Here is a 25,859-nt window from a genome sequence, read left to right on the forward strand (position 1 = left end):
ACCCCGGGGGCCGGGGGGCGGGTCTCCTGCGTGGTCACCGCCGACGGGCGGTGCGGTGGGCCTCAGCGGCCGGCGCGGACCCGCCGGTCGTCGTCGTCCTCCTCCACCACCGGGGCGGTGGAGGTCGGTGCGGCGGCGGCCACCGCGGCGGCCGGTCCCTCGGCCGGCAGCTCACCGGGCTCCTCGCTGCGCGCCTGCACCCCGGCGGTGGTGCGCAGGGGCTTCTCCGGCAGGAAGCAGGTGACCAGGAAGCCGACCACCATGACGCCGGCCGCGATGAGGAAGATCGAGTCCATCGCGGAGGAGAAGCCGACCCGGAAGGGGTGCGCCAGCGCGTCGTCGAGGCCGTTGAGGAAGGAGGTGTCGTCGAGCGACCCGCCCCCGGAGCTGACCTGCTGCAGCACCTGGGCCTGGTCGGGGTTCGCGGCCAGCGCGCGCTGGAACTCCGCGGTGCCCTGCGCCTCGGTGAAGGCGGTGGCGATGCGGCCCACGACGATGCTGAAGAGCACCGACAGGAAGACCGCGGCGCCCAGGGTGCCGCCCATCTGCCGGAAGAAGGTCACCGAGGAGGTGGCCACGCCCATGTCGCGCGGGCTGACGGCGTTCTGCACGGCCAGGATCACCGACTGCATGTTCAGGCCCAGGCCCATGCCGAACAGCAGCATGATCGCCATGGTGGCCAGCAGCGGGGTGTCGGCGCCGATGAGGGAGAACAGGCCCAGGGCGACGGCGAGCAGGGCGGTGCCGACCACGGGGAAGACCTTGTAGCGGCCCGTGCGGCTGGTGATGCGGCCGGAGACGCCCGCGGCCGTCATGATCCCGAGCACCAGGGGGAGGGTCTGCAGGCCGGCGACGGTGGGCGAGGAGCCCTTGACCACCTGCAGGTACTGGGGCAGCAGGAGCATCCCGCCGAACATCCCCATGCCGACGATGAAGCTGGAGACGATGCCGACCGAGAAGGTCCGCTCCCCGAACATCCGCGGCGGCAGCAGCGCCTCGTCGCGCATCGCCCGCTCGGCCAGGACGAAGCCGGCGATGCCGATGGCGGCGATGACGTAGCAGGTGACGGCGTCGGTGGAGGTCCAGCCCCACTCGCGGCCCTGCTCGGCGACGATGAGCAGCGGCACGAGGGCGACGACGAGGGTGGCCGCGCCCCACCAGTCGATGCGGTGCTCGCGCCGGGTGTGCGGGATCTGCAGGACGCGGGCGACGACGAGGAAGGCGGCAACGCCGAGGGGGGCGTTGACCAGGAAGATCCAGCGCCACCCGCTCATGCCCAGCAGCTGGTCCTGGCCGGCGAGCAGGCCGCCGACGACGGGGCCGAGCACGCTGGAGGAGCCGAAGACGGCCATGAAGAAGCCCTGGTACCGCGAGCGCTCCCGCGGCGGGACGATGTCGCCGAGGATGGCGAAGGCCAGGCTCATGAGGCCGCCGGCGCCGATGCCCTGCACGGCGCGGAAGGCGGCCAGGGAGTACATCGACCAGGCGAAGGCGCACAGGGCCGAGCCCACGACGAAGATGCCGATCGCGAAGAGGTAGAAGGGCTTGCGCCCGTAGATGTCGGAGAGCTTGCCGTACAGCGGCGTCGCGATCGTCGAGGTGATGAGGAACGCCGTGGTGGCCCACGCCTGCAGGGAGTAGCCCTGCAGGTCGTCGGCGATGGTGCGGATGGCGGTGGACACGACGGTCTGGTCGAGGGCGGCCAGGAAGAGGCCGAGCATGAGGCCGGAGAGGATCGTGACGATCTGCCGGTGGGTGAAGGCGCCGGGGGCGCCGGGGGCGCCGGTGGCGGGGGGTGCCGCTGCGGTGGAGGACATCACTGCTCCTGCGGGGTCGGGGCGGGGGTGGGCAGCGCGGCGGCGGCGAGCGCCTCGCGGAAGCGGCGGAGGTCCGTCGTGAAGGTGCCGATCTGCTCGGGCGTCCAGTCCGAGAGGGCCTCGGCGAAGAGCCGGGCGCGCTGGGCGCGCATGGCCGAGACCGCGGCGCGGCCGGCGGCGGTGGTGGCGATGAGGCAGGCGCGCCGGTCGGCGGGGTCGTCCTGGCGCTCCACCAGGCCCTCCGAGACCAGCTCGGCCACCTGCCGGCTGGTGGTGGAGGGGTCGGTGTGGACGAGCTCGGCCAGGGCGGTGGTGCGCAGCGGCCCGTGGTGGGCCACCGGGAAGAGCAGGGAGTGCGCCGAGCGCGTGGCCGACTGCGCCTTGTGGAGGTGGACCACCCTCATGAGCGCCGCGAACTCCTCGACGAGGAGCTCGGCGGGCGGCGTGCGGGCCGGCGCGCTCGACGGGTCGATGGGTGTCACAAGCAAGGACTGTAGGACTGTTGTGTGCAGCGTGCAAGCAACTTCCGGGGTGTGTCGGCGGGCGGGTCGCGGGCCCACCCGGGCGGCCTACGCTGCTGGCCGTGCTGCTGCTCGCCCTCGACACCTCCTCCGCCGTCGGCGTCGCCCTCCTCGACGGGGAGCGCCTGCTGGCCCACGAGCAGCACCTCGACGCCCGCCGCCACGGCGAGCTGCTGGCCCCCGCGGTCCGCGCCGTGCTGGCCGCCGCCGGCGCCGACCGCCGCGACCTCGGCGCCCTCGCCGTGGGCGTCGGCCCCGCGCCCTTCACCGGCCTGCGCGTGGGCGTGGTGACGGCCCTGGCCCTGGGGGAGGCGCTCGGCGTCCCGGTGCACGGCGTCAGCAGCCTGGACGCCCTGGCCGCCACCGCGCTCGCCGCCGCACCGGCCAGCGCCCGCGGCCCGCTCGCCGGCGGCTTCGTCGTCGCCGCCGACGCCCGCCGCCGCGAGGTGCACTGGGCCCGGGTGGCCGTCGAGGACGCCTCCGACGCCCTGTCGGGGTGGCACCGCACGGCGGGGCCCGCCGTCAGCGCCCCCGGCGAGGTCCCGACGCAGGGCCTGCCCGCGGTGGGGCGCGGCGCGGCGCAGTACCGCGAGGCCCTGCCCGGGCCCGACGTGCTGGCCGGCGCCTCGGGGGAGGGCCAGGACGCCGTCGCGGTGCCGCTGGACGTCGACCCCGGCGTCCTCGGCGCGCTCGCCGCCCGCCGCCTGGCGGGCGGCGGGGAGCTGCTGCCCCCCCGGCCGCTGTACCTGCGCCGCCCCGACGCCCAGGTGCCCGCGGCCCTCGCCGGCCGGTGAGCGTCCGGTGAGCGCCCGGTGAGCGCCCGGTGAGCGCCGTCCTGCGCCCGCTGCGCTGGTGGGACGTCGAGGCGCTGCTGCCCGTGGAGGCCGAGCTCTTCGGCGCGAGCGCCTGGAGCGGTGAGCTGTTCTGGTCGGAGCTGGCGGCCCCCGGGCGCACCTACCTGCTGGCCGAGGACGACCGAGGGACCCTGCTGGGGTACGCCGGGCTCGCCCTGGCCGGCCCCGACGCCGACGTCCAGACCCTGGCCGTGGCCCCGGCCGCGCAGCGGCGAGGCGTCGGCGGGCTGCTGCTGGACGCGCTCGTCACCGCGGCCCGCGCCGGCGGCGCCAGCGCCGTGCTGCTGGAGGTCCGCGCCGACAACGAGCCGGCCAGGGCCCTCTACGCCGCCCGCGGCTTCGAGCGCATCGGCGTGCGCCGCCGGTACTACCAGCCCGAGGACGTCGACGCCCTCGTGCTGCGCCTGCGCCTGTCGGGCTCCCCGGGCCGCTCGTAGGGTGGCCGGGTGACCTCGGCCCCCGCCCCCGCGCCCCTGGTGCTCGGCATCGAGAGCTCGTGCGACGAGACGGGCGTGGCCCTCGTGCGCGGGTCGGCGCTGCTCGGCCACGCGGTGGCCAGCAGCGTCGAGGAGCACGTGAGGTTCGGCGGCGTGGTCCCCGAGATCGCCAGCCGCGCGCACCTGGAGGCGCTGCTGCCCACGCTGCGCCGCGCGTGCGAGGAGGCCGGCGCCACCCTCGCGGACGTCGACGCGGTGGCCGTCACCGCCGGGCCCGGGCTGGCCGGTGCGCTGCTGGTGGGGGTCGCGGCGGCCAAGGCCCTCGCCCTGGGGCTCGACGTGCCGCTGCTGGGCGTCAACCACCTGGTCGCCCACGTGGCCGTCGACGTCCTCGTCTCCGGCGCGCTGCCCGAGCGCAGCGTGGCGCTGCTCGTCTCCGGTGGGCACACCGAGCTCCTCGACGTCAGCAGCCCCGCCGGCCAGGGGGTGGGCGCCCTGCGCGTGGAGCTGCTCGGCCAGACCCTCGACGACGCCGCCGGTGAGGCCTTCGACAAGGTCGCCCGCCTGCTCGGCCTGCCCTACCCCGGCGGCCCGCACGTGCAGCGGGCCGCCGAGGGCGGCGACCCGGCCGCCTACGCCTTCCCCCGGGGGCTGACCGCCGCGCACGACCTGCGCCGCCACCCGTACGACTTCTCCTTCTCGGGCCTGAAGACGGCGGTGGCGCGGCAGGTCGAGGCGCACCGGCGCGCCGGCGGGGAGGTCGACGGCGCCTTCGTCGCCGACGTCGCCGCCTCCTTCTCCGAGGCCGTGGCCGACGTCCTGGCCCGCAAGACGGTCACCGCGGCCCTCGACCGCGGCGTGGGGACGGTGCTGCTCGGAGGCGGCGTCGCGGCCAACGCGCGGGTGCGCGGCCTGCTCGCAGAGCGCTGCGAGGCCGCCGGTCTCGAGCTGCGCGTGCCGCCGCTGCGCCTGTGCACCGACAACGGCGCGATGGTCGCGGCGCTGGGCGCCCTCGCGCTGGCCGACGGGCTGGGTCCCTCCCCGCTCGACCTGGCGACCGACCCCGGCCTGCCGGTCTCCACCGTCGTCGTCTGACCGGCGTCGTCGTCCGACCCCGTCGCCCCACCCCGGAGCAGGAGCGCGCTGTGCACGGCGAGTACAAGGTCCCCGGCGGCAAGCTCGTCGTGGTCGACCTGGAGGTGACCGGTCCCGATGAGGCGGGCGCCGGCGGGGTGCTGCGCGACGTGCGCGTCTCGGGCGACTTCTTCCTCGAGCCGGACGACGCCCTGGAGGCGATCGACGCCGCGCTGGAGGGCCTGCCCGCGGACACCGAGGCCGCGGACCTGGCCGCGCGCGTGCGGGCGGCGCTCCCGCCCGGCGCCGCCCTCGTGGGGATCACCCCCGAGGCCGTCGCCGTCGTCGTCCGGCGCGCCCTGGCCCGGGCGACGGGCTTCGGCGACCACTCCTGGTCGCTCGTGCACCGCGGCCCGGAGAGCCCCGAGCTGCTCATGGCCCTCGACGAGGTCCTGCTGGACGAGGTCGCCCGCGGGCGGCGGGGCCCGACGCTGCGGGTGTGGGAGTGGGACCGCCCGACGGTGATCATCGGGAGCTTCCAGTCGCTGCGCAACGAGGTCGACGCTGCCGCCGCGGAGGCGCTCGGCGTGGACGTCGTCCGCCGGATCTCCGGCGGCGGGGCGATGTTCGCCGAGCCCGGCAACACCATCACGTGGTCGCTCACGGTGCCGTCCTCGCTGGTGGCGGGCCTCGGCTTCGTGGAGTCCTACGCCTTCCTGGACGCGTGGGTGCTCGAGGCGCTCGCCGACCTCGGCGTGCGCGCCGAGTACCGGCCGATCAACGACATCGTCTCGGCGGCAGGCAAGATCGCCGGAGCGGCGCAGAAGCGGCGGCCGGGGGCCGTGCTGCACCACGTGACCATGTCGTACGACATCGACGCGGCCAAGATGCTGCAGGTGCTGCGCATCGGGCGCGAGAAGCTCTCCGACAAGGGCACCACCAGCGCCGCCAAGCGCGTCGACCCGCTGCGCTCCCAGACGGGCATGGCCCGCGAGGACGTCATCGCCGCGATGGCCGCCTCCTTCCGCGCCCGCTACGGGCTGGCCGACGGCGACGTCACCGACGCCGAGCTGGCCGCGGCGCGCGAGCTGGCCCAGCGCAAGTACCGCGACCCGGCCTGGACCGCCCGCGTGCCCTGACGCGCCCGCTGCGGTCCCCGGCGGGCGCTCGGTGGGCGGACCGCCGGCGGGCGCAGCGCCCGCGGGCTCGGCTCAGGCGGTGACGGCCAGGGCGACGGCGAAGGCGGCGTAGGCCGCGGCCGCCGCGGCCAGGCGCACCGCGGTGACCCGCCGGGTGGCGAAGAGCACCAGCAGGTAGCCGACGCAGCCGAGCGTCGCGAGCGCCGCCAGCAGCAGCGGCCCCTGCACGTGCCAGCTGGTGAAGACCAGGCCCAGGCCCGTGGGGACCGTCGCCTGGATGACCATCGAGCCCGCGAGGTTGCCCAGCGCGAGGGAGACCTTGCCCTTGCGCACCCAGATCAGCGCGTTCAGCACCTCGGGGAGCTCGGTGGCGACGGGCGCCAGCAGCAGCGCCACGAGCGAGGCCGGCAGGCCGACCTGCGGTGCCAGCGACTCCAGCTGGCCGACGAAGACCTGCGAGGCGGTGAAGACCACGGCCAGCGACACGAGGACCTGCGCGACGACGGCGGTGGTGGTCGGGCGCTCGCGGCGCGGCTGCGCCCGGAGCGGCTCGAGGTCCTCGGCGCTGTGGGCGTCGCCGCCGGCGCGCACCTGGCGCCAGCAGTAGACGGCGTAGGCGCCGAAGAAGAGCCACCCGAGCCACGGCTTGACGGCGAAGGCGACCAGTCCGAGTCCCGCGGCCAGCGCGAAGGCGACGAGGAACCAGGCCTGGTCGCGGGCCAGAGCGCGCGCGTCCAGGCCGGCGAGCTGGGCGCTCTCGGCGCCGGTCGGACCGCCGCCCGCCTGCGCCGCCCGCACAGCGCGTGCCGCCCGCCCCGCCCGTGCCGCCCGCCCCGCCCGTGCCGTGGCGGCGCGCGCGGGCGCTCCCGCCGCGACCGGCTGGGCGGCCAGCGCGGGGGCGTCGGCCCGGCGCGCCGCCCGCCGGTCCACCAGCAGCACGACGCCGACCACGGCGTACGCCAGGCTGCCGACCACCAGCGGGCCGCCCAGCGCTGCGCCGACCCCCACCTCGGCACCGGACTCCTCGGAGCCGAAGAGCACGGCGACGAGCGTGACGACGCTCTCGGGCAGCGCGGTGCCCGCGGCGGCCAGCACGGTGCCCACGGCGGCCGAGCCGACGGCCATCCGCACGCCCAGCCACTCCACGGCGTTGACGAACCACTCGCACGCCAGGTAGATCAGCACGGCGCAGCCGAGCAGCAGGACGAGGGTGAGCAGCACGCGGTGCCTCCGCAGCAGGCGCGCCGCGCCCTCTCGGGCGCAGCGGGCGGGCGGCGAGCCGGGGACCCCGCAGGGCCCGCGACCAGCTCACCGCCGTCGGTCAGGTCGAGTCGTGGTGGCCCGCGCGGCGGGCCCGACACGACGCTACCGGCCGCCGGCGGGGGCGCCAAGCACTTCGGCCACCCGAAAAACAGGTCACTGACCTGGGCGAACGCGCCCGGGGGCTTCGGTCGCCCGAAACCCGCGGCTCTGCGGGGCCGCGCCGGGGCGGGGTCAGGAGCGCAGCGCCGCAGCCCACTCCGGCGCTGCGCGCTCGACCTCGGCGCGGGCGCCGGACAGGTCGGCGGGCTCGCGCAGGACCCGCGGCGGGCGCACCCGCAGCCGGGGGCGCAGCCCGGGCAGCGCCGCGGACACCGCGACGGCCAGGGCGAGCAGCAGCACCGGGGCGGCGAGCGCGAGCAGGAGCGCGGCGACGGCGGTGGGCACCGGCGGGCCCCCTTCCTCGGCAGCGCGGGCGGCACCAGCGCCGCCCGGGGTTTCGGTGGTCCGAAACTACCACCGGCCGCGCGCGGTCGCAGAGGGGTCGCCTCGGCGTCCCCTGGAGCCGCCGGGGGTGGGGCCTCAGCTCGTCAGCCACGCCTCCACGCGCTCCAGCGCACCGCTCACCAGTGCCGAGGGCGCGTGCGCCGCCGCCTCGATCCCGCTGCGCGCCACCGCCGCCAGCTGCGCGTCGTCGAGCCCCAGCGCGGTGCGGCAGGTCTGGTACTCCTCCAGCAGCCCGGGTCCGAAGAGCAGGGAGTCGTCGGGGCCGACCGAGCAGGCCACCCCGGCCTCCAGCAGCCGGGCCAGCGGGTGCTCGGGCAGCGAGGGGACCACGCCGAGCAGCGCGTTGGAGGTGGGGCACACGTCCAGGCAGACCCGCTCGGCCGCGAGGCGCTCCACCAGCGCGGGGTCCTCCAGCGCCCGCACGCCGTGGGCGACGCGACGGGCGCCGAGGTCGTCCAGGGCCGAGCGCACGCTGTCGGGCCCCAGCAGCTCCCCGGCGTGCGGCGCGGCGACCAGGCCGCCGGCCCGCGCCACCGCGAAGGCGCGGGCGAAGGGCGCCGGCGGGCCGAGCACCTCGTCGTGGGCCAGCCCGAAGGACACCACGCCGCCCTCGGCGCGGGTGACGGCCAGCTCCGCGAGCGCCTCGGCGTGCTCGGGGGGCAGCACGCGGATCGCCGTCACCATGAGCCCGAAGCCCACGCCCAGGCGCGCCGCGGTCGCGCGCCCCTCGTCCAGCGCGACGTCCAGGACGAGCCCCGAGTCACCCAGCAGCGGGCTGTCGTAGTGCGGCCACAGCTGCGGCTCCACCCACACCGCGCCGTCGGCGGCGGCGTCCTCGACCACCTCGCGCACCACGCGGCGCAGGTCGGCCTCGGACCTCACGCAGCGCGCCGCGGCGTCGTAGAGGCCGGCGAAGGCGGCGAAGGAGCCGTAGCCGCGCGTCGCCGGCACCGGGACCCCGTAGCCGGCCGCCAGCTCCGCCAGCGTGGAGGGGCGCATGCAGCCCTCCAGGTGCACGTGCAGGGAGGCCTTGGGCAGCAGGCGCAGGTCGCGGGTGCTCACGCCGCGCGCCGGCAGGCCGCGAGGACGCGGCGGACCACGGCCTGCGCCGCCGCGGCGGCGTCGACCCCGACGGCCACCCGCACGGTGCCCGCCGGGTCCGGGACGTGCACCGCCGCGCCGCGGGCGTCGACCTCCACCCGCCCGGGCGGACCGAGCTCCAGCACACCGGGCTCGACGAGCAGCAGCGCGGTCACCGGGTCGTGGGGGACGCCCCACGGCTCGTCCCACAGCTCCCACCACTGCCGCACCTGGGCCGCCAGGGCGGCGCCCAGGGGGCCGGCGGCGGCGATCCGCTCCACGTCGCCGGTCTCCAGGCGCACCTGCTGGGTGACCTCCAGGCCGACGACGAGGGTCGGGGCGCCGCACGCGAGCACCTCGGCGGCGGCGACGGCGTCGCTGCGCAGGTTGTGCTCGGCCTCGAGCCGCCCGTCCTGCTCGCGGGCGCCGTCCCAGCGGCCGCCCATGACCACCAGCGAGCGCAGGTCGGCGGCCAGCCCCGGGTGGCGCCGCAGCGCGGTGGCCACCTGGGTGAGCGGGCCGATGGCCAGCAGGTCCACGCCGCCGCGGTCCGCGGCCGCGGTGGCCGCCAGCCAGTCGGCGGCGTCCTCGGCGGCGCCCGCCCCGGGCGCGGGGGGCGTCGTGGGCGCCGTCGCCAGGTCGCCCAGCAGCGTCCCCTCGTGCCCGGCCCACCAGACCTCGGCGCCGGACAGCGGTGCGCCGGCGCCGGCGCGCACGGGCAGGCCCCCCGGCGCGCCCGGCCCGGGCGCCCCGGCCAGCTCGAGCAGGCGGGAGGTGGCGCGGGCGCGCAGGCCGGTGTCCCCGTAGACGGTGGTGACGCCCAGCAGCTCCACCTCCGGGGAGCCGAGCAGCAGGGCCAGGGCCAGGGCGTCGTCGACGTCGCTGCCGAGGTCGGTGTCCAGGGCCACGCGCCGCCGCCCGGTGGTGTGTTCCGTGCTCACGCGCCCCAGCCTGTCAGCCCGCGGTGAGGGCCGGGGCGGGCGCGGCCGGGCGGCACAGCAGGACGTGCTGGCGGCCCGCCACGCGGGTGAGCACGAGGGTGGCCCGGTGCGGACCCGCCAGGCGCAGGGAGCGGCGCAGCTGCTCCACGTCGACGGCGCTGCCGCGCTTGAGCACCTCCACGGCGCCCACGCCGCGGTCGCGCAGCCGGGTGCGCAGCGCCTTCAGCCCGAAGGGCCACACCTCCTCCACCGCCAGGGCGCGCGCCAGCGGCGTGCTCACCAGCCGGTCGGAGGTGACGTAGGCGATGGTCGGGTCCAGCAGCGACCCGCCGACGAGCGCGGCGACCTGCCCCACCAGCCCGGAGCGCACGACCGCGCCGTCGGGGTCGTAGAGGTAGGCACCGACGCCGTCGGGGGAGGCGAGGGCCGGGGGCACGGGCAGGTCGGCGTCGTCCAGGAGCGTCGCGGCGCCGCCGCGCCCGGGGGAGCGGAGCACCAGGGCGCTGGCGGCGCGGCCCGGGCGGGCCAGCGGCCCGAACCAGCAGACGGCCTCGACGACGTCGCCGTCGACGGAGACCCACTGCACCTCGGCGGGCAGGCCGGAGCCCGCGGCGAGGTCGCGCGGCACGCCCGGCGCCAGCTTGGCGCCCGTGGCCGGCACGCGCCGGGCGACGTCGAGCACGGTGCTCCACGGGGGCGAGGCGCGGTGGGGGTCGAGCACCCGGCGCCCGGCCGCGGTGCGGCGGGCGGGGTCGAGCCACGCGCCGTCCACGCCGGCGTCGCGGCCCAGCTCGGCGACGACGTCGAGCACGTCGGCGCGGTGCACCTGCGCCTCCGGCCAGTGGCGCAGGTTGACGGTGGCGACGGCAGCGGTGGCCTCGTCCCGCTCGACGGCGAGCACGCCCAGCCCCAGGGAGGCCAGGGCCATGGCGTCCCCGCCGATCCCGCAGCCGAGGTCGGCCACGCGGGTGCACCCGGCGTCGCGGAACCGCTGCGCGTGGTGGGCGGCGACCTGCAGGCGGGTGGCCTGCTCGAGGCCCTCGGCGGTGAGGAGCATGCCGGCGGCGAAGGGGCCGAACTTCGCCTCGGCGCGGGCGCGCAGGCGCGACTGCGTCAGGGCGGCGGCGACGACGGCGGGGTCAGCGCCCTCGGCGCGCAGGCGCTCCCCGAGCGCCATCGCGGCGTCGGGGCCGCCGTAGGGCGGCAGGGCCTCCAGCAGCGCCCACCCCTCGGGGCGCAGCAGGGGCGCGACGCTCGCGGCCGAGGGCGAGGGGGCGGGCTCGCCGGCGGGTCCCTCGTGCACGCGAGGATCCTCCCAGCACCCGGGCAGCGCCGGGCGGGGGAGGCGGCTGGCACTCGGGTTGACCGAGTGCTGACGCCCTCACTAGTGTCCTTCTTGGCACTCTCCCCGTGAGAGTGCCAGCGCCCGAGGCTGGAGCGGCACCCGCGACGACGCCCCGGCCCACCGGCGCGCGCACCCGTCCGTTCCGCACCACCAGCGAAGGGGAGGTCCGCCCGTGTCGGTCTCCATCAAGCCGCTCGAGGACCGCATCGTCGTCAAGCCCCTCGACGCCGAGCAGACCACCGCATCCGGCCTCGTCATCCCGGACACCGCGAAGGAGAAGCCCCAGGAGGGCGAGGTCCTCAGCGTGGGCCCGGGCCGCATCGACGACAACGGCAACCGCGTGCCGCTCGACGTCAAGGTCGGCGACAAGGTCATCTACTCCAAGTACGGGGGCACCGAGGTGAAGTACGGCGGCCAGGAGCTGCTCGTGCTCTCCGCGCGCGACGTGCTCGCCGTCGTCGCCTGAGCGCGGCACCGCAACCTCTGATCGACCTCTGATCACGGCTCGCCCCGGCGGCCCCACCGCCGTCGGGCGGGGGCCCCGGGGCGTTCGCCGTCCCTGAACCAGCCACCAGGAAGAAGGACATGGCCAAGCAGCTGCAGTTCGACGAGAACGCCCGCCGCGCGCTCGAGCGCGGGGTCGACGCCCTCGCGAACGCCGTGAAGGTGACCCTCGGCCCCAAGGGCCGCAACGTGGTCATCGACAAGAAGTGGGGCGCCCCCACCATCACCAACGACGGCGTGACCATCGCCCGCGAGGTGGAGCTGGACGACCCCTACGAGAACCTCGGCGCCCAGCTCGCCAAGGAGGTCGCCACCAAGACCAACGACGTCGCGGGCGACGGCACCACCACCGCGACCGTCCTGGCGCAGGCCATGGTCAAGGAGGGCCTGCGCAACGTGGCCGCCGGCGCCAGCCCCGCCGGGCTCAAGCGCGGCATCGACAAGGCCGTCGACGCGGTCTCCGAGCAGCTGCTCGCCACCGCCCGCGAGATCGACGACAAGGGCGAGATCGCCCAGGTCGCCACCATCTCCGCGCAGGATTCGGGCGTCGGCGACCTGCTCGCCGAGGCCTTCGACAAGGTCGGCAAGGACGGCGTCATCACCGTCGAGGAGTCCAGCTCGATGACCCTCGAGCTCGACTTCACCGAGGGCATGCAGTTCGACAAGGGCTACATCTCGCCCTACTTCGTCACCGACTCCGAGCGCATGGAGGCCGTCCTCGAGGACGCGCACGTGCTGCTCTCGCAGGGCAAGATCAGCTCCGTCCAGGAGCTCCTGCCGCTGCTGGAGAAGGTCCTGCAGACCTCCAAGCCGCTGTTCATCATCGCCGAGGACGTCGACGGCGAGGCCCTGTCCACGCTCGTCGTGAACAAGATCCGCGGCACCTTCACCGCCGCCGCCGTCAAGGCCCCGGCCTTCGGCGACCGCCGCAAGGCGATCCTGCAGGACATCGCCATCCTCACCGGCGCCCAGGTCGTCAGCCCCGAGGTCGGCCTCAAGCTCGACCAGGTCGGCCTGGAGGTCCTCGGCTCGGCCCGCCGCGTCGTCATCACCAAGGACGACACGACGATCATCGACGGCGGCGGCGACGCCGACGCCGTGGCCGACCGCGTGCGCCAGGTCAAGGCGGAGATCGAGAACACCGACTCCGACTGGGACCGCGAGAAGCTGCAGGAGCGCCTGGCCAAGCTGGCCGGCGGCGTCTGCGTCATCAAGGTCGGCGCTGCCACCGAGGTGGAGCTCAAGGAGAAGAAGCACCGCATCGAGGACGCCGTCTCGGCGACCCGCGCGGCCATCGAGGAGGGCATCGTCGCCGGCGGCGGCTCCGCCCTCATCCAGGCCGTCTCCGCGATCGACGCCCTGGAGCTCACCGGCGACGAGGCCACCGGCGCGCAGATCGTGCGCCGCTCGGCCGCCGAGCCGCTGCGCTGGATCGCCGAGAACGCGGGCCTGGAGGGCTACGTGGCCGTGGAGAAGGTGCGCGGCCTCGACGCCGGGCACGGCCTCAACGCCGCCACCGGCGAGTACGTCGACCTCGTGGCCGCGGGCGTCATCGACCCGGTCAAGGTCACGCGCTCCGCGCTGCGCAACGCCGCCTCGATCGCGTCGATGGTCCTCACCACCGACACCCTCGTGGTGGACAAGCCCGAGGAGGAGGCCCCCGCGGCCGCCGGCCACGGGCACAGCCACTGAGCGACCCGCCCCACGGCGCAGCCCCCCGGACCTCGCGGTCCGGGGGGCTGCGTCACGTCGGGGCGCTGCGGCGTCCAGCGGGTCCGCCGGGGACGACGAGGGCCCCGGACCTGCTGGTCCGGGGCCCTCGTCCGTCGGCGTCCGCCGCCGGTGGCGTCAGCCGACCTGGGCGATCCGGGTCTCGGCGACCACCGGGTTGGGGGTGCGGCGGGAGCGCTGGGCGGCGTAGATGCGCTCGCGGTCGTCCTCGGTGAGGCCGCCCCACACGCCGTAGGGCTCGCGCACGGTCAGGGCGTGCTGGCGGCAGTCCTCCACCACGGGGCACGCGGAGCAGATGGCCACGGCGGCGGCGTCGCGGTTGCGGCGCGCTGGGCCGCGCTCGCCCTCGGGGTGGAAGAACAGGTTGGTGTCGTGCTCGCGGCACGAGCCCTGCAGCTGCCACTCCCAGATGTCGGCGACGGGGCCGGGGAGGCGGGAGATCTCAGCCATGGGGTCCTCCGGGAGGCTCGGTGGTGCGTGGTCGGGGTGGTGCGGGTGGTTCGCAGACGTCGGGTGCAGCGCGCGGGTGGTGGCCGCGCGCAGCGGGTGTGGAACGGCTCCCCGCGGGGTACCCCCTGCTCAGAGCGTCCTCGCGGCCGCTCCGGGCTCAACGGGGACGACACTACAACCGCTTCAGGGGTTGTTCAAGGACCTGGGGCTGGGCCGTTCGTGTGAACGGCGGCCGGCCGGCCCCGCGGGCCAGCGCGCAGAGGACCGGAGGGTGCCCTGGAGGGGCGCCGGCGCGGTGGCGACGCCAGGGCCGCCCGACCACACTGGCGGGGTGCCCACCCCCGACGCCGCCCCCTCGGGCGTGTCGCTCGGCGTCGCGGCCGCGGCGCGGCGCCTGGGGGTCGCCCCCGCCACCCTGAGGACGTGGGCCCGCCGCTACGGGCTGGGCCCGAGCGAGCACGAGTCGGGCTCCCACCGCCGCTACACCCCCGAGGACCTCGCCCGCCTGGTGGTCATGCGCCGGCTGACGCTGGAGGGGGTGCCCCCGGTCACCGCCGCCGCCTCCGCGCTGGCCACGGACCCCAGCGACGCCGCGCTGGCGCTGGCCGCGGGCGGGGCCGACGGCGCCGGCGGCCCCGACCCGGACGAGCCCGACGAGCGGGTCACCACCGGGGACGTGCCGGCCGTGGTCGCCCTGGCCGGTGACCTGGGCGTGTGGAGCGCCGTGCTGCCCGCCGACCGCACCCCGCTCACCCGCCGCCCCTCTCCCGCCGGCCAGGGGGCGCTGCAGCGCGCCGTGCTCGCCGGGGACGCCCCCGGCGCCGCGGCGGCCGTCCTGGCCGCCTGCTCCTCCAAGGGACCGCTGCGGGCCTGGGAGGAGGTGGTCGAGCCCGCCCGCCAGGCGCTCGGCCGCCGCTGGGAGGCCACCGGCCCCGGCGTCGACTCCGAGGTCCTGCTCACCGCCGCCACGCTGGAGGCGCTGCGCGCCCTGCGCCGCCCCCCGGAGCGCACCACCGCCGTCGTCCTGCTCGCACCGGCGGAGGGGGAGGCCGACGCGCTGCCCCTGCACGTCCTCGCGGCCGCCGTCGCCGCCCGCGGGGTGCGCCCGTGGGTGCTGGCCCCCGGCCTGCCGCGCGAGGCGGTGGCCGCCGCGGTCCGCCGCACCGGCCCTGCCGCGGTGCTCGTGCACGCCCAGCGCCCCGTGGCCGACGCGGGAGCCCAGCTGGCGCCGCTGCCGCGCCTGCGCCACCCCGCCCGGCTGGTGCTCTCCGGGCCCGGCTGGGACGGGACCGACCTGCCGGAGGGCCGCGCGGCCCTGCGGGCGCCCGCGCTGGCCGGGGCCCTCGAGGTGCTGCTGGAGGCGACCGAGGCCTAGCGCTCAGGTCGGCGCCTCCCGTGCCGATGACACCTCCAGGACAGCCGACCGCACGGGTCGGCGCACACGGAGGTGGCGAGAGTGTCTGCGACGGCGACGGTCATGGTCTGCGACGACTCCCCGCTGGTGCGGGAGAACCTGCGACGCGCCGTCGCGGGGGTGGCCGGCGTGGGGCGCGTCATCGGCGCCAGCTCCGGTGAGGAGGTCCTCGCCCGCTGGCCCGTCGAGCGCCCGGCGCTGGTGCTCATGGACGTCCGCATGCCCGGCATCGGCGGCGTCGAGGCCGCCCGCCGCCTCCTGGCCCGCCACCCCGGCGCCGGGGTGCTCATGCTCACCGTCGCCGAGGACGTCGAGGGCGTGGCCCGCGCCGTCTCCGCCGGCGCCCGCGGCTACGTCGTCAAGGACGCGACCCGCTCGGAGCTGGTCGCCGCCGTCATCGGCGCCATGGGGGAGGCCGGTGCGCGCGGCCGCGGCGCCCGCCGCACCGAGGCCGGCGCCGCGCCGGCCCTGACCGAGCGCGAGCTGCAGGTGCTCACCGGCATGGGCGAGGGCCGCAGCAACGCCGAGATCGGCAAGCAGCTGTTCCTGTCCGAGGACACGGTGAAGACCCACGCGCGCCGCCTGTTCCGCAAGCTGGACGCCGCGGACCGCGCCCAGGCGGTCGCCAAGGGCTTCCGGCTGGGCATGGTCCACTGACGCCCCGCTGAGCCCCGCGCCGCGGGCCCCGCACCCCCGGGGTGCGGGGCCCGCTCGCGTCCTGCGGCCCGCGCGGCGGCCCCTACGATCGAGGGGTGCCGTCCGACGACAGCCTCCTCGGTGCCTCCGCCCTCCCCCTCGACGGCCTCGGCCTCACCTTCGACGACGTGCTGCTGCTGCCCGGGCAGAGCGACGTCGTCCCCAGCGCCGCGGACACGGCCTCGCGGGTGTCCAAGCGCGTGGAGGTGGCCGTCCCCCTGCTGAGCTCGGCCATGGACACCGTCACCGAGTCGCGCATGGCCATCGCCATGGCGCGCCAGGGCGGCCTGGGCGTGCTGCACCGCAACCTGTCCCCCGAGGAGCAGGCCAACCAGGTCGACCTGGTCAAGCGCTCGGAGTCGGGCATGGTCACCGACCCTGTGGTCTGCCCCCCCGAGGCCACCCTCGACGAGGTCGACGCGCTGTGCGCCCGCTACCGCATCTCCGGGGTGCCCGTGGTCGACGAGGGCGGCCACCTCGTCGGCATCGTCACCAACCGCGACCTGCGCTTCGAGACCGACCGCTCGCGCACCGCCGGCGAGGTCATGACGCGGATGCCGCTGGTCACCGCGCCGGTGGGGACCTCGCCCGAGGACGCGATGGCGCTGCTGGCCAAGCACAAGGTCGAGAAGCTGCCGCTGGTCGACGGCGGCGGCCGGCTGCGCGGGCTGATCACCGTCAAGGACTTCACCAAGCGCGAGCAGTACCCGCTGGCCACCAAGGACGAGGCCGGCCGCCTGCGCGTGGCCGCCGCCATGGGCGTCTTCGAGGGCGCCTGGAAGCGCGCCATGCTGCTGGTCGAGGCGGGCGTCGACGTGCTCGTCGTCGACATGGCCCACGGCCACTCGCGCGCCGTGCTCGAGATGGTCGCCGCGCTCAAGGCCGAGCCGGCCGCCGCGCACGTCGACGTCGTCGGCGGCAACGTCGCCACCCGCGCCGCTGCCGCGGCGCTGGTGGAGGCGGGCGTCGACGGCGTCAAGGTGGGCGTCGGGCCGGGCTCGATCTGCACCACCCGCGTCGTCGCCGGCGTCGGGGTCCCGCAGGTGACCGCCATCGCCGAGGCCGCGGCCGCGTGCCGCCCCGCGGGGGTGCCGGTCATCGGCGACGGCGGCCTGCAGTACTCCGGTGACATCGCCAAGGCCCTCGTGGCCGGCGCGGACACCGTGATGCTCGGCTCGCTGCTGGCAGGCTGCGACGAGAGCCCGGGCGAGCTCGTCTTCATCAACGGCAAGCAGTACAAGTCCTACCGCGGCATGGGCTCCCTGGGGGCCCAGCAGACCCGCGCGGGCGGCCGGGGCTTCTCCAAGGACCGCTACTTCCAGAACGACGTCGCCGCCGCCGACCAGTTCGTGCCCGAGGGCATCGAGGGGCAGGTGCCCTACCGCGGCCCCCTCGCCGCGGTGGCCCACCAGCTGGTGGGGGGCCTGCGGCAGTCGATGTTCTACACCGGGGCGGCCACGGTGCCCGAGCTCAAGGAGCGCGGCCGCTTCGTGCAGATCACCTCCGCGGGGCTCAAGGAGAGCCACCCGCACGACGTCCAGATGGTGCTCGAGGCGCCCAACTACAGCGGCCGCTGAGCGGCGCCGCACCGCCAGCACCCGCCGACCAGCACCCGCCGACCAGCACCCGCCGACCAGGAGCCCCCATGGCCTACGAGATCGAGATCGGGCGCGGCAAGCGCGGCCGCCGCGCCTTCTCCCTGGACGACGTCGCCGTCGTCCCCAGCCGCCGCACCCGCGACCCGGAGCTGGTCAGCGTCTCCTGGCAGATCGACGCCTACCACTTCGCCCTGCCGGTGCTGTCGGCTCCGATGGACTCGGTGGTCAGCCCCGAGACCGCCATCGCCATCGGCCGCCTCGGCGGCCTGGGCGTGCTCGACCTCGAGGGCCTGTGGACCCGCTACGAGGACCCGCGCCCGCTGCTCACCGAGATCGCCGGGCTGGAGGGCGAGGGCGCCGGCAGTGCGCAGGCAGTGACCCGCCGCATGCAGCAGATCTACAGCGCCCCCATCGACCCCGACCTCGTGGCGCTGCGCCTCAAGCAGGTCCGCGACGCCGGCGTCGTGGTGGCCGGGGCGCTCTCCCCCCAGCGCACCGCGCAGCTGTGGAAGACCGTGGTGGACGCCGGCGTGGACCTCTTCGTCATCCGCGGCACCACCGTCTCCGCCGAGCACGTCGCCGGCGACGACGGCGGCGCCCCGCTGAACCTCAAGCAGTTCATCTACGAGCTCGAGGTGCCCGTGGTGGTCGGCGGCGCCTCGACCTACACCGCTGCGCTGCACCTCATGCGCACCGGCGCGGCGGGCGTGCTGGTCGGCTTCGGCGGGGGAGCGGCGCACACCACCCGCGGGGCGCTCGGCATCCACGCCCCGATGGCCACCGCCATCGCCGACGTCGCGGCAGCGCGCCGCGACTACCTCGACGAGTCCGGCGGCCGCTACGTGCACGTCATCGCCGACGGCGGCATGGGCCGCTCCGGCGACGTCGTCAAGGCCGTGGCCTGCGGCGCCGACGCCGTCATGCTCGGCGCGGCGCTGGCCCGCGCGGCCGAGGCGCCCGGAGGGGGCTGGCACTGGGGTCCCGAGGCCCACCACGGCGACCTGCCCCGCGGGCGCCGGGTGCGCGTGGGCACCGTCGGCTCGCTCGAGGAGATCCTCCTCGGCCCGGGCACCACCCCCGACGGCACCACCAACCTGCTCGGGGCGCTGCGCCGGGCGATGGCGACGACCGGCTACTCCGACCTCAAGGAGTTCCAGCGCGTGGAGGTCGTCGTCAGCCCCTACCAGCCGACCTGACCCTCCACCGCCACCGCGGTCGTGGGCGACCGGCCACCGGGAGTGGCCGATCGCCCATGACCACCGAGGGGGCTAGGCGTTGAGGAGGGGCCGGGAGTCGGGCGCCTCGCGGCGGGCGGCGTCGGCGGCCTCGTCGTCGGGCAGCTCCTGGCTGGCGCGCTCGGCCGCCACGCGCTCGCTGTAGCTGCGCACCTCCTCGGCGATGCGGTCGGCGTCCCACCCCAGCACCGGTGCCACCAGCTCGGCCACGGCCTGCGCGGAGCCCACGCCGCGGTGCCCGTACTCGATGGACATCCGGGTGCGGCGCGCCAGCAGGTCGTCCAGGTGCAGCGCCCCCTCGTGGGTGGCGCCGTGCACGACCTCCACGCGCAGGTAGTCCTCAGCGCCCTCCAGGGGCTCGAGCAGGTCGGGCCGCTCGCGCCCCAGGTCGAGCAGCTCCAGGGCCTCGGAGCCGTAGCGGTTCAGCAGGTGCAGCACCCGGTGCTCGGGCACCCCGTAGCGGTGCGCCAATGCGGGGACCTGGTTGACCAGCGCGCGGTAGCCGTCGGCGCCGACCAGCGGCACGTGCTCGGTGACCGAGTCGGGCACGTGCGAGCCGAGGTCGGCCTTGGCGGCGTCGACGGCGTCGGCGGCCATGACGCGGTACGTCGTGTACTTCCCGCCCGCGATGGAGACCAGGCCCGGCTGGGGGCGGGCGACGGCGTGCTCGCGCGACAGCGAGCTGGTGCCCTCGGACTCCCCGGCCAGCAGCGGTCGCAGCCCCGCGTAGACGCCCCGGACGTCGTCGTGCGTCAGCGGGGTGCGCAGCACGGTGTTGGCGTGCTCCAGGATGTAGTCGATGTCGGCGCGGGTGGCGGCGGGGTGCGCCCTGTCCAGCGACCAGTCGGTGTCGGTCGTCCCGATGATCCACCGGGTGCCCCAGGGGATGAAGAAGAGGACCGACTTCTCGGTGCGCAGGATGAGCCCGGTCTCGGAGGCGAACCTGTCGCGCGGGACGACGATGTGCACGCCCTTGGAGGCGCGCACCCGGAAGCGCCCGCGCCCGCCGGCGAGGTGCTGCATGTCGTCGGTCCACACGCCGGTGCAGTTGATGACCACGGTGGCGTGCACGTCGGTGGTGTCCCCGGTCTCCACGTCGCGCACCGTGGCCCCGACGATCCTGTCCCCCTCGTGCAGCAGGGAGACCACCTCGGTGCTGTTGCGCACCACCGCGCCGTAGTGGGCAGCGGTGCGCACCACGGCGAGGGTGTGGCGCGCGTCGTCGGCCTGGGCGTCGTAGTAGCGCATCGCCCCGACGAAGGCGTCCGGCTTCAGCCCCGGCGCCAGCCGCAGCGCGCCGCGGCGCGTCAGGCTCTTGAACCCCGGCACCGAGCGGGCCCCGCCCATGGTGTCGTACATGGTCAGGCCGGCCGCCATGTACGGCCGCTCCCAGATCCGGTGGTTGAGCGGGTAGAGGAAGGAGACCGGCTTGACCAGGTGCGGGCAGATGCGCGTGAGCATGAGCTCGCGCTCCTTGAGCGCCTCGCGCACCAGGGAGAAGTTCAGCTGCTCCAGGTAGCGCAGCCCGCCGTGGAAGAGCTTGGAGGAGCGCGAGGACGTGCCGGAGGCCCAGTCCCGCTGCTCGACCACCGCGGTGCGCAGGCCGCGGGTGGCGGCGTCGAGCGCGACCCCGGCGCCGGTGACGCCGCCGCCGATGACGAGGACGTCGAAGGGCGCCTCCCCGAAGGCCCTCCACGCGCGCTCGCGGTAGTCCGGTCCCAGCGTGCTGTCCTGCGTCGGTGCCGCCATGACGATCGCTCCTTCGCGCCCTCGGTCCACGGGGACGGCGTCCGCCGGGCACCGTCCCGCTGCGCGCCAGGGTAGATCGGCTCGCGGCGGCCTGCCCGTCAGCCGGCCCTGCGGCCCGGGGCCCGCGAGGCCAGCAGCTCCCGGGCGGAGCGCTCGTCCAGCACGAGGTCGGTGACCAGGCCCGCGGCCAGCGCCGCGAGCAGCCCCGGCACCTTGGCCTCGTCCGCGACGGCGCAGATGCGCCGCGGGACGCGGCGCAGCACCGGCGGGACCGGCCCCGAGGAGCGCGCGTTGAGCGGCAGCCCCTCCCACGAGCCGTCGGCGCGCAGGAAGACCGTGCACACGTCCCCGACGGCGGTGGCCGCCAGCGCCGCGCGGTCCGGACCGGTGAGGTACCCCTCTGCCCACACCCGGCTGGGCACGGCGCCGCCGAACGCCCCGACGCCGAAGAGCGCCACGTCGGCGGCGTGCTGCAGGCGCAGCACGCGCTGCACGCTGCGCTCGCGCCACATCGCCCGCCGCGTCTCGACGTGGTCGAAGAAGGCGGGCACGGGGAACAGGTGCACCTGCGCGTCCCAGGCGTCGGCGAACCTGCCCAGCACGTCGCTGCCGTAGCCGACGCCGCTGCTGTGGGTGTTCATGGCGCCGTTGAGCTGCACCACCTGGACGTCGCGCACCGGGCGGGCGAGCAGGTGCTCGCTGACCGCGCCGGTGGTGGTGCCCCACGCGACCCCGACGACCATCCCGGCGCTGACCGCCTGGTCGAGCACGCGCCCGGTCATCCGCGCCACGTGGTGCAGCCTCTCGACGGGTCCGACGCCCTCGGGCAGGGGTACCACCCGCGCCGCGACGCCGTGGCGCTGGGCGAGCTCCTTCTCCATCGCCGCTGCACGTCCGTGCACGGGGACCACCTGGATGGAGACGATGCCGGCGGCGCGGGCGGCCTCGAGCAGGCGCGAGACCGTGGAGCGCGACACCCCCTCCTCGGCGGCGACGGCCTCCATGGTCTGCCTGCCCAGGTAATACTTCCGCGCCACCCGCTCCAGGCGCTCGTCGTCGCTCACCGGCGTCCTCCGTCCCGGCTCGGCGTCCCCGCCGCGGAGCGGTCGCGCGTGCACGTCCGTGCACCACATTGCCCGCCCGGGGCCTGCCGCGCCAGGGTCGGGGGGGAGCAGACCGGGCCGCGCGACGCGGGCGGCGCCTGACGGGAGGGACCCATGACGTCCACCACGACGCGGCCCACGAGCGCGCCGGGCAGCACGACGAGCAGCACGACGGGCAGCACGACGAGCACCACCGGCAGCACCGCGCTCTCGCCGGCCGCCCGCGAGCGCGCCCTGGAGCGCCTCGCCGCCGAGACCCTCGACGTCCTCGTCATCGGCGGCGGCGTGACCGGCGCCGGGGCGGCGCTGGACGCCGCCAGCCGCGGCCTGTCCGTGGGGCTGCTCGAGCAGCGCGACTGGGCCTCGGGCACCTCCAGCCGCGCCAGCAAGCTGGTCCACGGGGGCCTGCGCTACCTGGAGATGCTCGACTTCGCCCTGGTGCGCGAGGCGCTGCACGAGCGCGGCCTGCTGGTCGGGCGCCTCGCGCCGCACCTGGTCCAGCCCGTGCCGTTCCTGTACCCGCTGCAGCACCGGGCCTGGGAGCGCGCCTACGTCGGCGCCGGCATCGCGCTGTACGACGCGCTGGCGGGCGTCCTGGGCCGGGTCGGCGGGCGCGGGGTGCCGCTGCACCGGCACCTGTCCCACCGCGCCCTGTCCCGGGTGGCCCCCTCGCTGCGCCCCGACGTCGCCGTCGGCGCGATCCGCTACTGGGACGCCAAGGTCGACGACGCCCGCTTCGTGGAGGTGGTCGTGCGCACCGCCGTCGGGCACGGCGCGGCCGCGGCCAGCCGGGTCCGGGTGACCGGCTACCTCGAGGAGGCCGGCCGCGTGGCGGGCGTCACCGCCGTCGACCTGGAGACCGGCCGCGAGCTGCGGGTGCGCGCCCGCCACGTCATCGGCGCCACCGGGGTGTGGACCGAGGAGACCCAGGGGCTGTTCCGCGCGCGGGGCCTGCAGGTGCGGGCCTCCAAGGGCGTGCACGTCGTCGTCCCCCGCGACGCCGTGGCCGGTGAGGACGGCTTCATCCTCAAGACCGAGAAGAGCGTGCTGTTCATCATCCCGTGGCGCACCCACTGGGTGATCGGCACCACCGACACCCCGTGGGACCTGGCCAAGGACCACCCGGTGGCCAGCGCTGCCGACGTCGACTACCTGCTCGAGCACGCCAACGCCGTGCTGCGCCGCCCGCTGACCCGCGACGACGTCCTCGGCGTCTACACCGGCCTGCGCCCGCTCATCCAGCCGGTCTCCTCCGACGGGTCGGCCACCACGAAGGTCTCCCGCGAGCACACCACGGCCACGGTGCGCCCCGGGCTGACCGTCATCGCCGGCGGCAAGTACACGACCTACCGCGTGATGGCCCGCGACGTCGTCGACGTGGCGCTCGCCGACCGCGCCCCGGGCGACCCCGCCGGCGCCGCGCCCGCCTCCGCCACCGAGCACCTGCCGCTGGCCGGCGCGGACGGGTACGCCGTGCGCTGGAACCAGCGCCACCGCCTGGCCGCGGCGCGGGGGTGGGGCGAGGAGCGCGTGGAGCACCTGCTGCACCGCTACGGGACCCTGGTCGACGAGGTGCTCGCCCTCGTGGACGCCGACCCCGCCCTGGGGGAGCCGCTCGAGGGCGCGGAGGACCACCTGCGCGCCGAGGTGGTCTACGCCGCCACCCACGAGGGCGCCCTGCACCTGGAGGACGTGCTCACCCGCCGCACCCGCCTGTCCTACGAGCGGGCCGACCGCGGCACCACCGCTGCCCGGGCCGCGGCCGAGCTCATGGCCGGGCCGCTGGGCTGGAGCGGGGAGCAGGTCGAGCGCGAGGTGGCCACCTACCTCGCGCGCGTCGCCGCCGAGCGGGCCGCCGAGGTCGAGCCCGACGACGCCTCAGCGGAGCGCGCGCGCCTGCGCGCCCCCGAGATCCGCCCGCTCGGAGTGGACGCGAGCGCCTGATCGCAGGAAGGTTCCTGCGAGCACCCGCCGTCCTCCCCGGACGGGGAGGCCTGATCAGAACAGCAGGGAGACCCCCGCGCCGCGCGTGCGGCGCGGGGCCGACCGGGACAGAGAGGTCCGACTGTGTCACTCACCAACGTGTTCTTCTCCGAGGTCTTCGGCACCGCCATGCTCATCCTCTTCGGCGTGGGCGTGGTGGCCAACGTGCTGCTCGCCCGCACCAAGGGCAGAGGAGCGGACTGGCTGCTCATCAGCTTCGGCTGGGGCTTCGCGGTCTTCGTCGGCGTCTGGGTCGCCTGGCGCTCCGGGGCCCACCTCAACCCGGCCGTCACGCTCGGCCTGCTCTCCTCGGGGGCCGAGGAGTACGCCCCCGACGTGCCGGTGACCTTCCTCAGCACGGTGGTCTACCTGGTGGCCGAGTTCCTGGGCGCCTTCATCGGCGCCGTGCTGGCGTGGCTGGTCTACCGCAAGCACTACGACGCCGAGGAGGACCCCGGCCTGGTGCTGGGCACGTTCTCCACCGGCCCGGAGATCCGCTCGTACGGCTGGAACGTGGTCACCGAGGTGATCGCCACCTTCACCCTCGTCTACGTCATCCTGCAGTTCGGCAACACGCCATCGCAGGTCGGCCCGCTCAACGTCGCGATCCTCGTGGTGGCCATCGGCGCCTCCCTCGGCGGCCCGACCGGCTACGCGATCAACCCGGCCCGCGACCTCGGCCCGCGCCTGGCCCACGCCGTCCTGCCGATCCGGCACAAGGGCTCCAACGACTGGGGCTACTCGTGGGTCCCGGTCGTCGGGCCGGTCATCGGCGGCGTCCTGGCGGGCCTGGTCGCCCAGGTCTTCTGACCCCCACCCCTGCTGACACCCACCCTGCAACGACGCACCAGGAGGTAACGACGTGGCACGAGTCATCGCCGCCATCGACCAGGGCACCACGAGCACCCGCTGCATGCTCTTCGACCACGACGGGAAGGTCGTGGCCGTCGGCCAGAAGGAGCACGAGCAGATCTTCCCCCGGGCCGGCTGGGTGGAGCACGACGCCGAGGAGATCTGGAGCAACACCCGCGAAGTCGTCGGCCAGGCCCTGGGCAAGGGCAACGTCAGCTCCGGCGACATCGAGGCCGTCGGCATCACCAACCAGCGCGAGACCGCGGTGGTCTGGGACCGCACCACCGGCAAGCCGGTCTACAACGCCATCGTCTGGCAGGACACCCGCACCGACAGGATCGTGCGCGAGCTCGGCGACCTCGGTGGTGGTGCGGAGCGCTACAAGGACAGGGTCGGCCTGCCCCTGGCCACCTACTTCGCCGGGCCGAAGGTCAAGTGGATCCTGGACAACGTCGACGGCGCCCGGCAGCGGGCCGAGGCCGGCGACCTGCTCATGGGCACCATCGAGACCTGGCTGATCTGGAACATGACCGGCGGGACCGACGGCGGCCTGCACATCACCGACGTCTCCAACGCCTCGCGCACCATGATCATGGACTACCGGTCGCTGAGCTGGGACGAGGACATCGCCGCCGAGATGACCATCCCGACCTCGATGCTGCCCCGGATCGTGTCCAACTCCGAGGTCTACGGCAAGGCCCGGGCCCAGGGGCTGCTGGCGGGCGTGCCGATCGCGGGGTCCCTGGGTGACCAGCAGGCCGCCACCTTCGGGCAGGTCTGCTTCACCAAGGGCATGGCCAAGAACACCTACGGCACGGGCAACTTCATGCTGCTCAACACCGGCGAGGAGGCCGTGCCCAGCAAGAACGGCCTGCTGACGACGCTGTGCTACCAGATCGGCGACCGCAAGCCCGTCTACGCCCTGGAGGGCTCGATCGCGGTCACCGGCTCGCTGGTGCAGTGGGTGCGCGACAACCTGCGCATGATCGGCGGTGCGCCGGAGATCGAGGCCGTCGCGCGGTCGGTGGACGACAACGGCGGGGCCTACTTCGTGCCCGCGTTCTCGGGGCTGTTCGCGCCGCACTGGCGCTCCGACGCGCGCGGCGCCATCGTCGGGCTCACCCGGTACGTCAACCGCGGCCACCTGGCCCGCGCGGTGCTGGAGGCGACGGCCTACCAGACCCGCGAGGTGCTGGAGGCGATGAACGCCGACTCCGGGGTCGACCTGACCGAGCTGCGCGTGGACGGCGGCATGATCGCCAACGAGCTGCTCATGCAGTTCCAGGCCGACGTGCTCGGCGTCCCGGTGGTCCGCCCGCAGATCGCCGAGACCACGGCGCTGGGCGCCGCCTACGCCGCGGGCCTCGCTGTCGGCTTCTGGGCCGACGAGGACGAGCTGACCTCCCAGTGGGCCGAGGACAAGCGCTGGGAGCCGGCCATGGACCGCGCCCAGGCCGACAGGTACTACCGCAAGTGGGGCAAGGCCGTGCAGCGCACCCTGGACTGGGTGGACGACGACGACGACTGATCCGCCCCACCCCTCGTGATCATGGGCGTCCGCCACCCTCT

At 76.0% G+C, this 25,859-nt stretch carries 23 protein-coding genes; 13 read left to right on the forward strand and 10 right to left on the reverse strand.

What is annotated here, in order from left to right; translation table 11 throughout:
- Positions 1-62: 62 nt before the first annotated feature.
- Entirely contained in the window at positions 63-1,817 is a 1,755-nt protein-coding gene (locus ACUN9U_RS03285; RefSeq protein WP_445483465.1) for an MDR family MFS transporter, read from the reverse strand.
- Positions 1,817-2,299, reverse strand: coding sequence for a MarR family winged helix-turn-helix transcriptional regulator (locus ACUN9U_RS03290; RefSeq protein WP_445483466.1), 483 nt, complete (start codon positions 2,297-2,299; stop codon positions 1,817-1,819). Before ACUN9U_RS03290 ends, ACUN9U_RS03285 begins: the two co-directional genes overlap by 1 nt.
- Before the next feature lie 101 nt (positions 2,300-2,400).
- Between ACUN9U_RS03290 and tsaB the strand changes: the two genes are divergently transcribed.
- From tsaB to ACUN9U_RS03310, 4 genes are read left to right on the forward strand one after another with little or no spacing between them, the layout of a single operon-like run.
- The gene (gene tsaB, locus ACUN9U_RS03295) at positions 2,401-3,132 is read left to right on the forward strand and encodes a tRNA (adenosine(37)-N6)-threonylcarbamoyltransferase complex dimerization subunit type 1 TsaB (protein WP_445483467.1); all 732 of its coding nucleotides are present in this window, start codon (positions 2,401-2,403) and stop codon (positions 3,130-3,132) included.
- A gap of 29 nt (positions 3,133-3,161) precedes the next feature.
- Positions 3,162-3,629 carry a ribosomal protein S18-alanine N-acetyltransferase gene (gene rimI, locus ACUN9U_RS03300; protein ID WP_445483468.1) on the forward strand — a complete coding sequence of 156 codons (468 nt, stop codon included), beginning with the start codon at positions 3,162-3,164 and terminating at the stop codon, positions 3,627-3,629.
- A gap of 9 nt (positions 3,630-3,638) precedes the next feature.
- Positions 3,639-4,724 (forward strand): tRNA (adenosine(37)-N6)-threonylcarbamoyltransferase complex transferase subunit TsaD, encoded by a 1,086-nt coding sequence (gene tsaD, locus ACUN9U_RS03305; RefSeq protein ID WP_445483469.1) that lies wholly within the window; start codon positions 3,639-3,641, stop codon positions 4,722-4,724.
- A 50-nt stretch (positions 4,725-4,774) separates the two neighbouring features.
- Positions 4,775-5,842, forward strand: coding sequence for a lipoate--protein ligase family protein (locus tag ACUN9U_RS03310; protein WP_445483470.1), 1,068 nt, complete (start codon positions 4,775-4,777; stop codon positions 5,840-5,842).
- Between the two features lie 72 nt (positions 5,843-5,914).
- Here the strand turns inward: ACUN9U_RS03310 and ACUN9U_RS03315 are convergent, their stop codons facing one another.
- The 5 genes from ACUN9U_RS03315 to ACUN9U_RS03335 form a co-directional block, all read right to left on the reverse strand.
- Positions 5,915-7,060, reverse strand: a complete 1,146-nt coding sequence (locus ACUN9U_RS03315) for a sodium:calcium antiporter (protein WP_445483513.1) — start codon at positions 7,058-7,060, stop codon at positions 5,915-5,917.
- Positions 7,061-7,336: 276 nt separating this feature from the next.
- Positions 7,337-7,549 (reverse strand): hypothetical protein, encoded by a 213-nt coding sequence (locus tag ACUN9U_RS03320; RefSeq protein WP_445483471.1) that lies wholly within the window; start codon positions 7,547-7,549, stop codon positions 7,337-7,339.
- A 135-nt stretch (positions 7,550-7,684) separates the two neighbouring features.
- Positions 7,685-8,671 carry an adenosine deaminase gene (add, locus tag ACUN9U_RS03325; RefSeq protein ID WP_445483472.1) on the reverse strand — a complete coding sequence of 329 codons (987 nt, stop codon included), beginning with the start codon at positions 8,669-8,671 and terminating at the stop codon, positions 7,685-7,687.
- Positions 8,668-9,630: a nucleoside hydrolase gene (locus tag ACUN9U_RS03330; RefSeq protein WP_445483473.1), complete on the reverse strand. Its 963-nt coding sequence runs from the start codon at positions 9,628-9,630 to the stop codon at positions 8,668-8,670. Before ACUN9U_RS03330 ends, add begins: the two co-directional genes overlap by 4 nt.
- 13 nt (positions 9,631-9,643) lie before the next feature.
- Positions 9,644-10,933, reverse strand: coding sequence for a THUMP-like domain-containing protein (locus tag ACUN9U_RS03335; RefSeq protein WP_445483474.1), 1,290 nt, complete (start codon positions 10,931-10,933; stop codon positions 9,644-9,646).
- A gap of 214 nt (positions 10,934-11,147) precedes the next feature.
- Here ACUN9U_RS03335 and groES point away from each other — a divergent pair, with 214 nt between their 5' ends.
- Together groES and groL are read left to right on the forward strand one after the other, a co-directional pair.
- On the forward strand, positions 11,148-11,441 hold the full coding sequence (gene groES, locus ACUN9U_RS03340) for a co-chaperone GroES (RefSeq protein ID WP_139709973.1): 294 nt from the start codon (positions 11,148-11,150) through the stop codon (positions 11,439-11,441).
- A 119-nt stretch (positions 11,442-11,560) separates the two neighbouring features.
- The gene (gene groL / locus ACUN9U_RS03345; RefSeq protein ID WP_445483475.1) at positions 11,561-13,171 is read left to right on the forward strand and encodes a chaperonin GroEL; all 1,611 of its coding nucleotides are present in this window, start codon (positions 11,561-11,563) and stop codon (positions 13,169-13,171) included.
- 156 nt (positions 13,172-13,327) lie between these two features.
- Here the strand turns inward: groL and ACUN9U_RS03350 are convergent, their stop codons facing one another.
- On the reverse strand, positions 13,328-13,660 hold the full coding sequence (locus ACUN9U_RS03350; RefSeq protein WP_445483476.1) for a WhiB family transcriptional regulator: 333 nt from the start codon (positions 13,658-13,660) through the stop codon (positions 13,328-13,330).
- Positions 13,661-13,991: 331 nt separating this feature from the next.
- Between ACUN9U_RS03350 and ACUN9U_RS03355 the strand changes: the two genes are divergently transcribed.
- From ACUN9U_RS03355 to ACUN9U_RS03370, 4 genes are all read left to right on the forward strand, one after another.
- Positions 13,992-15,035, forward strand: a complete 1,044-nt coding sequence (locus ACUN9U_RS03355) for a MerR family transcriptional regulator (RefSeq protein WP_445483477.1) — start codon at positions 13,992-13,994, stop codon at positions 15,033-15,035.
- Between the two features lie 102 nt (positions 15,036-15,137).
- The gene (locus ACUN9U_RS03360) at positions 15,138-15,731 is read left to right on the forward strand and encodes a response regulator transcription factor (protein ID WP_445483514.1); all 594 of its coding nucleotides are present in this window, start codon (positions 15,138-15,140) and stop codon (positions 15,729-15,731) included.
- A gap of 95 nt (positions 15,732-15,826) precedes the next feature.
- Positions 15,827-17,347, forward strand: a complete 1,521-nt coding sequence (gene guaB, locus ACUN9U_RS03365) for an IMP dehydrogenase (RefSeq protein ID WP_445483478.1) — start codon at positions 15,827-15,829, stop codon at positions 17,345-17,347.
- Positions 17,348-17,415: 68 nt separating this feature from the next.
- The gene (locus ACUN9U_RS03370) at positions 17,416-18,564 is read left to right on the forward strand and encodes a GuaB3 family IMP dehydrogenase-related protein (protein WP_445483479.1); all 1,149 of its coding nucleotides are present in this window, start codon (positions 17,416-17,418) and stop codon (positions 18,562-18,564) included.
- 72 nt (positions 18,565-18,636) lie between these two features.
- On the opposite strand, the gene ACUN9U_RS03375 is transcribed toward ACUN9U_RS03370, so the two are convergent.
- Both ACUN9U_RS03375 and ACUN9U_RS03380 read right to left on the reverse strand, forming a co-directional pair.
- Positions 18,637-20,352 (reverse strand): glycerol-3-phosphate dehydrogenase/oxidase, encoded by a 1,716-nt coding sequence (locus ACUN9U_RS03375; protein WP_445483480.1) that lies wholly within the window; start codon positions 20,350-20,352, stop codon positions 18,637-18,639.
- A gap of 98 nt (positions 20,353-20,450) precedes the next feature.
- Positions 20,451-21,416 carry a sugar-binding transcriptional regulator gene (locus ACUN9U_RS03380; RefSeq protein WP_445483481.1) on the reverse strand — a complete coding sequence of 322 codons (966 nt, stop codon included), beginning with the start codon at positions 21,414-21,416 and terminating at the stop codon, positions 20,451-20,453.
- A gap of 153 nt (positions 21,417-21,569) precedes the next feature.
- On the opposite strand from ACUN9U_RS03380, the gene ACUN9U_RS03385 reads away from it, so the two are divergent.
- The 3 genes from ACUN9U_RS03385 (at position 21,570) to glpK (ending at position 25,818) form a co-directional block, all read left to right on the forward strand.
- Positions 21,570-23,399, forward strand: a complete 1,830-nt coding sequence (locus ACUN9U_RS03385; protein ID WP_445483482.1) for a glycerol-3-phosphate dehydrogenase/oxidase — start codon at positions 21,570-21,572, stop codon at positions 23,397-23,399.
- A 123-nt stretch (positions 23,400-23,522) separates the two neighbouring features.
- Positions 23,523-24,248 carry an MIP/aquaporin family protein gene (locus tag ACUN9U_RS03390; RefSeq protein ID WP_445483483.1) on the forward strand — a complete coding sequence of 242 codons (726 nt, stop codon included), beginning with the start codon at positions 23,523-23,525 and terminating at the stop codon, positions 24,246-24,248.
- A 52-nt stretch (positions 24,249-24,300) separates the two neighbouring features.
- A complete protein-coding gene (glpK, locus tag ACUN9U_RS03395; protein ID WP_445483484.1) occupies positions 24,301-25,818 on the forward strand; it encodes a glycerol kinase GlpK in 1,518 nt (505 codons plus the stop codon).
- The last annotated feature ends 41 nt before the right edge of the window (positions 25,819-25,859 follow it).

Source organism: Quadrisphaera sp. KR29, from assembly GCF_052644995.1.

What these genes read in the sequence shown, in the direction of transcription:
- groL (WP_445483475.1), top strand. Translation starts at nt 11,561, where the DNA reads ATGGCCAAGCAGCTGCAGTTCGACGAGAACGCCCGCCGCGCGCTCGAG.
- ACUN9U_RS03350 (WP_445483476.1), bottom strand. Translation starts at nt 13,660, where the DNA reads ATGGCTGAGATCTCCCGCCTCCCCGGCCCCGTCGCCGACATCTGGGAG.
- ACUN9U_RS03375 (WP_445483480.1), bottom strand. Translation starts at nt 20,352, where the DNA reads ATGGCGGCACCGACGCAGGACAGCACGCTGGGACCGGACTACCGCGAG.
- ACUN9U_RS03285 (WP_445483465.1), bottom strand. Translation starts at nt 1,817, where the DNA reads ATGTCCTCCACCGCAGCGGCACCCCCCGCCACCGGCGCCCCCGGCGCC.
- ACUN9U_RS03370 (WP_445483479.1), top strand. Translation starts at nt 17,416, where the DNA reads ATGGCCTACGAGATCGAGATCGGGCGCGGCAAGCGCGGCCGCCGCGCC.
- ACUN9U_RS03385 (WP_445483482.1), top strand. Translation starts at nt 21,570, where the DNA reads ATGACGTCCACCACGACGCGGCCCACGAGCGCGCCGGGCAGCACGACG.
- ACUN9U_RS03360 (WP_445483514.1), top strand. Translation starts at nt 15,138, where the DNA reads ATGGTCTGCGACGACTCCCCGCTGGTGCGGGAGAACCTGCGACGCGCC.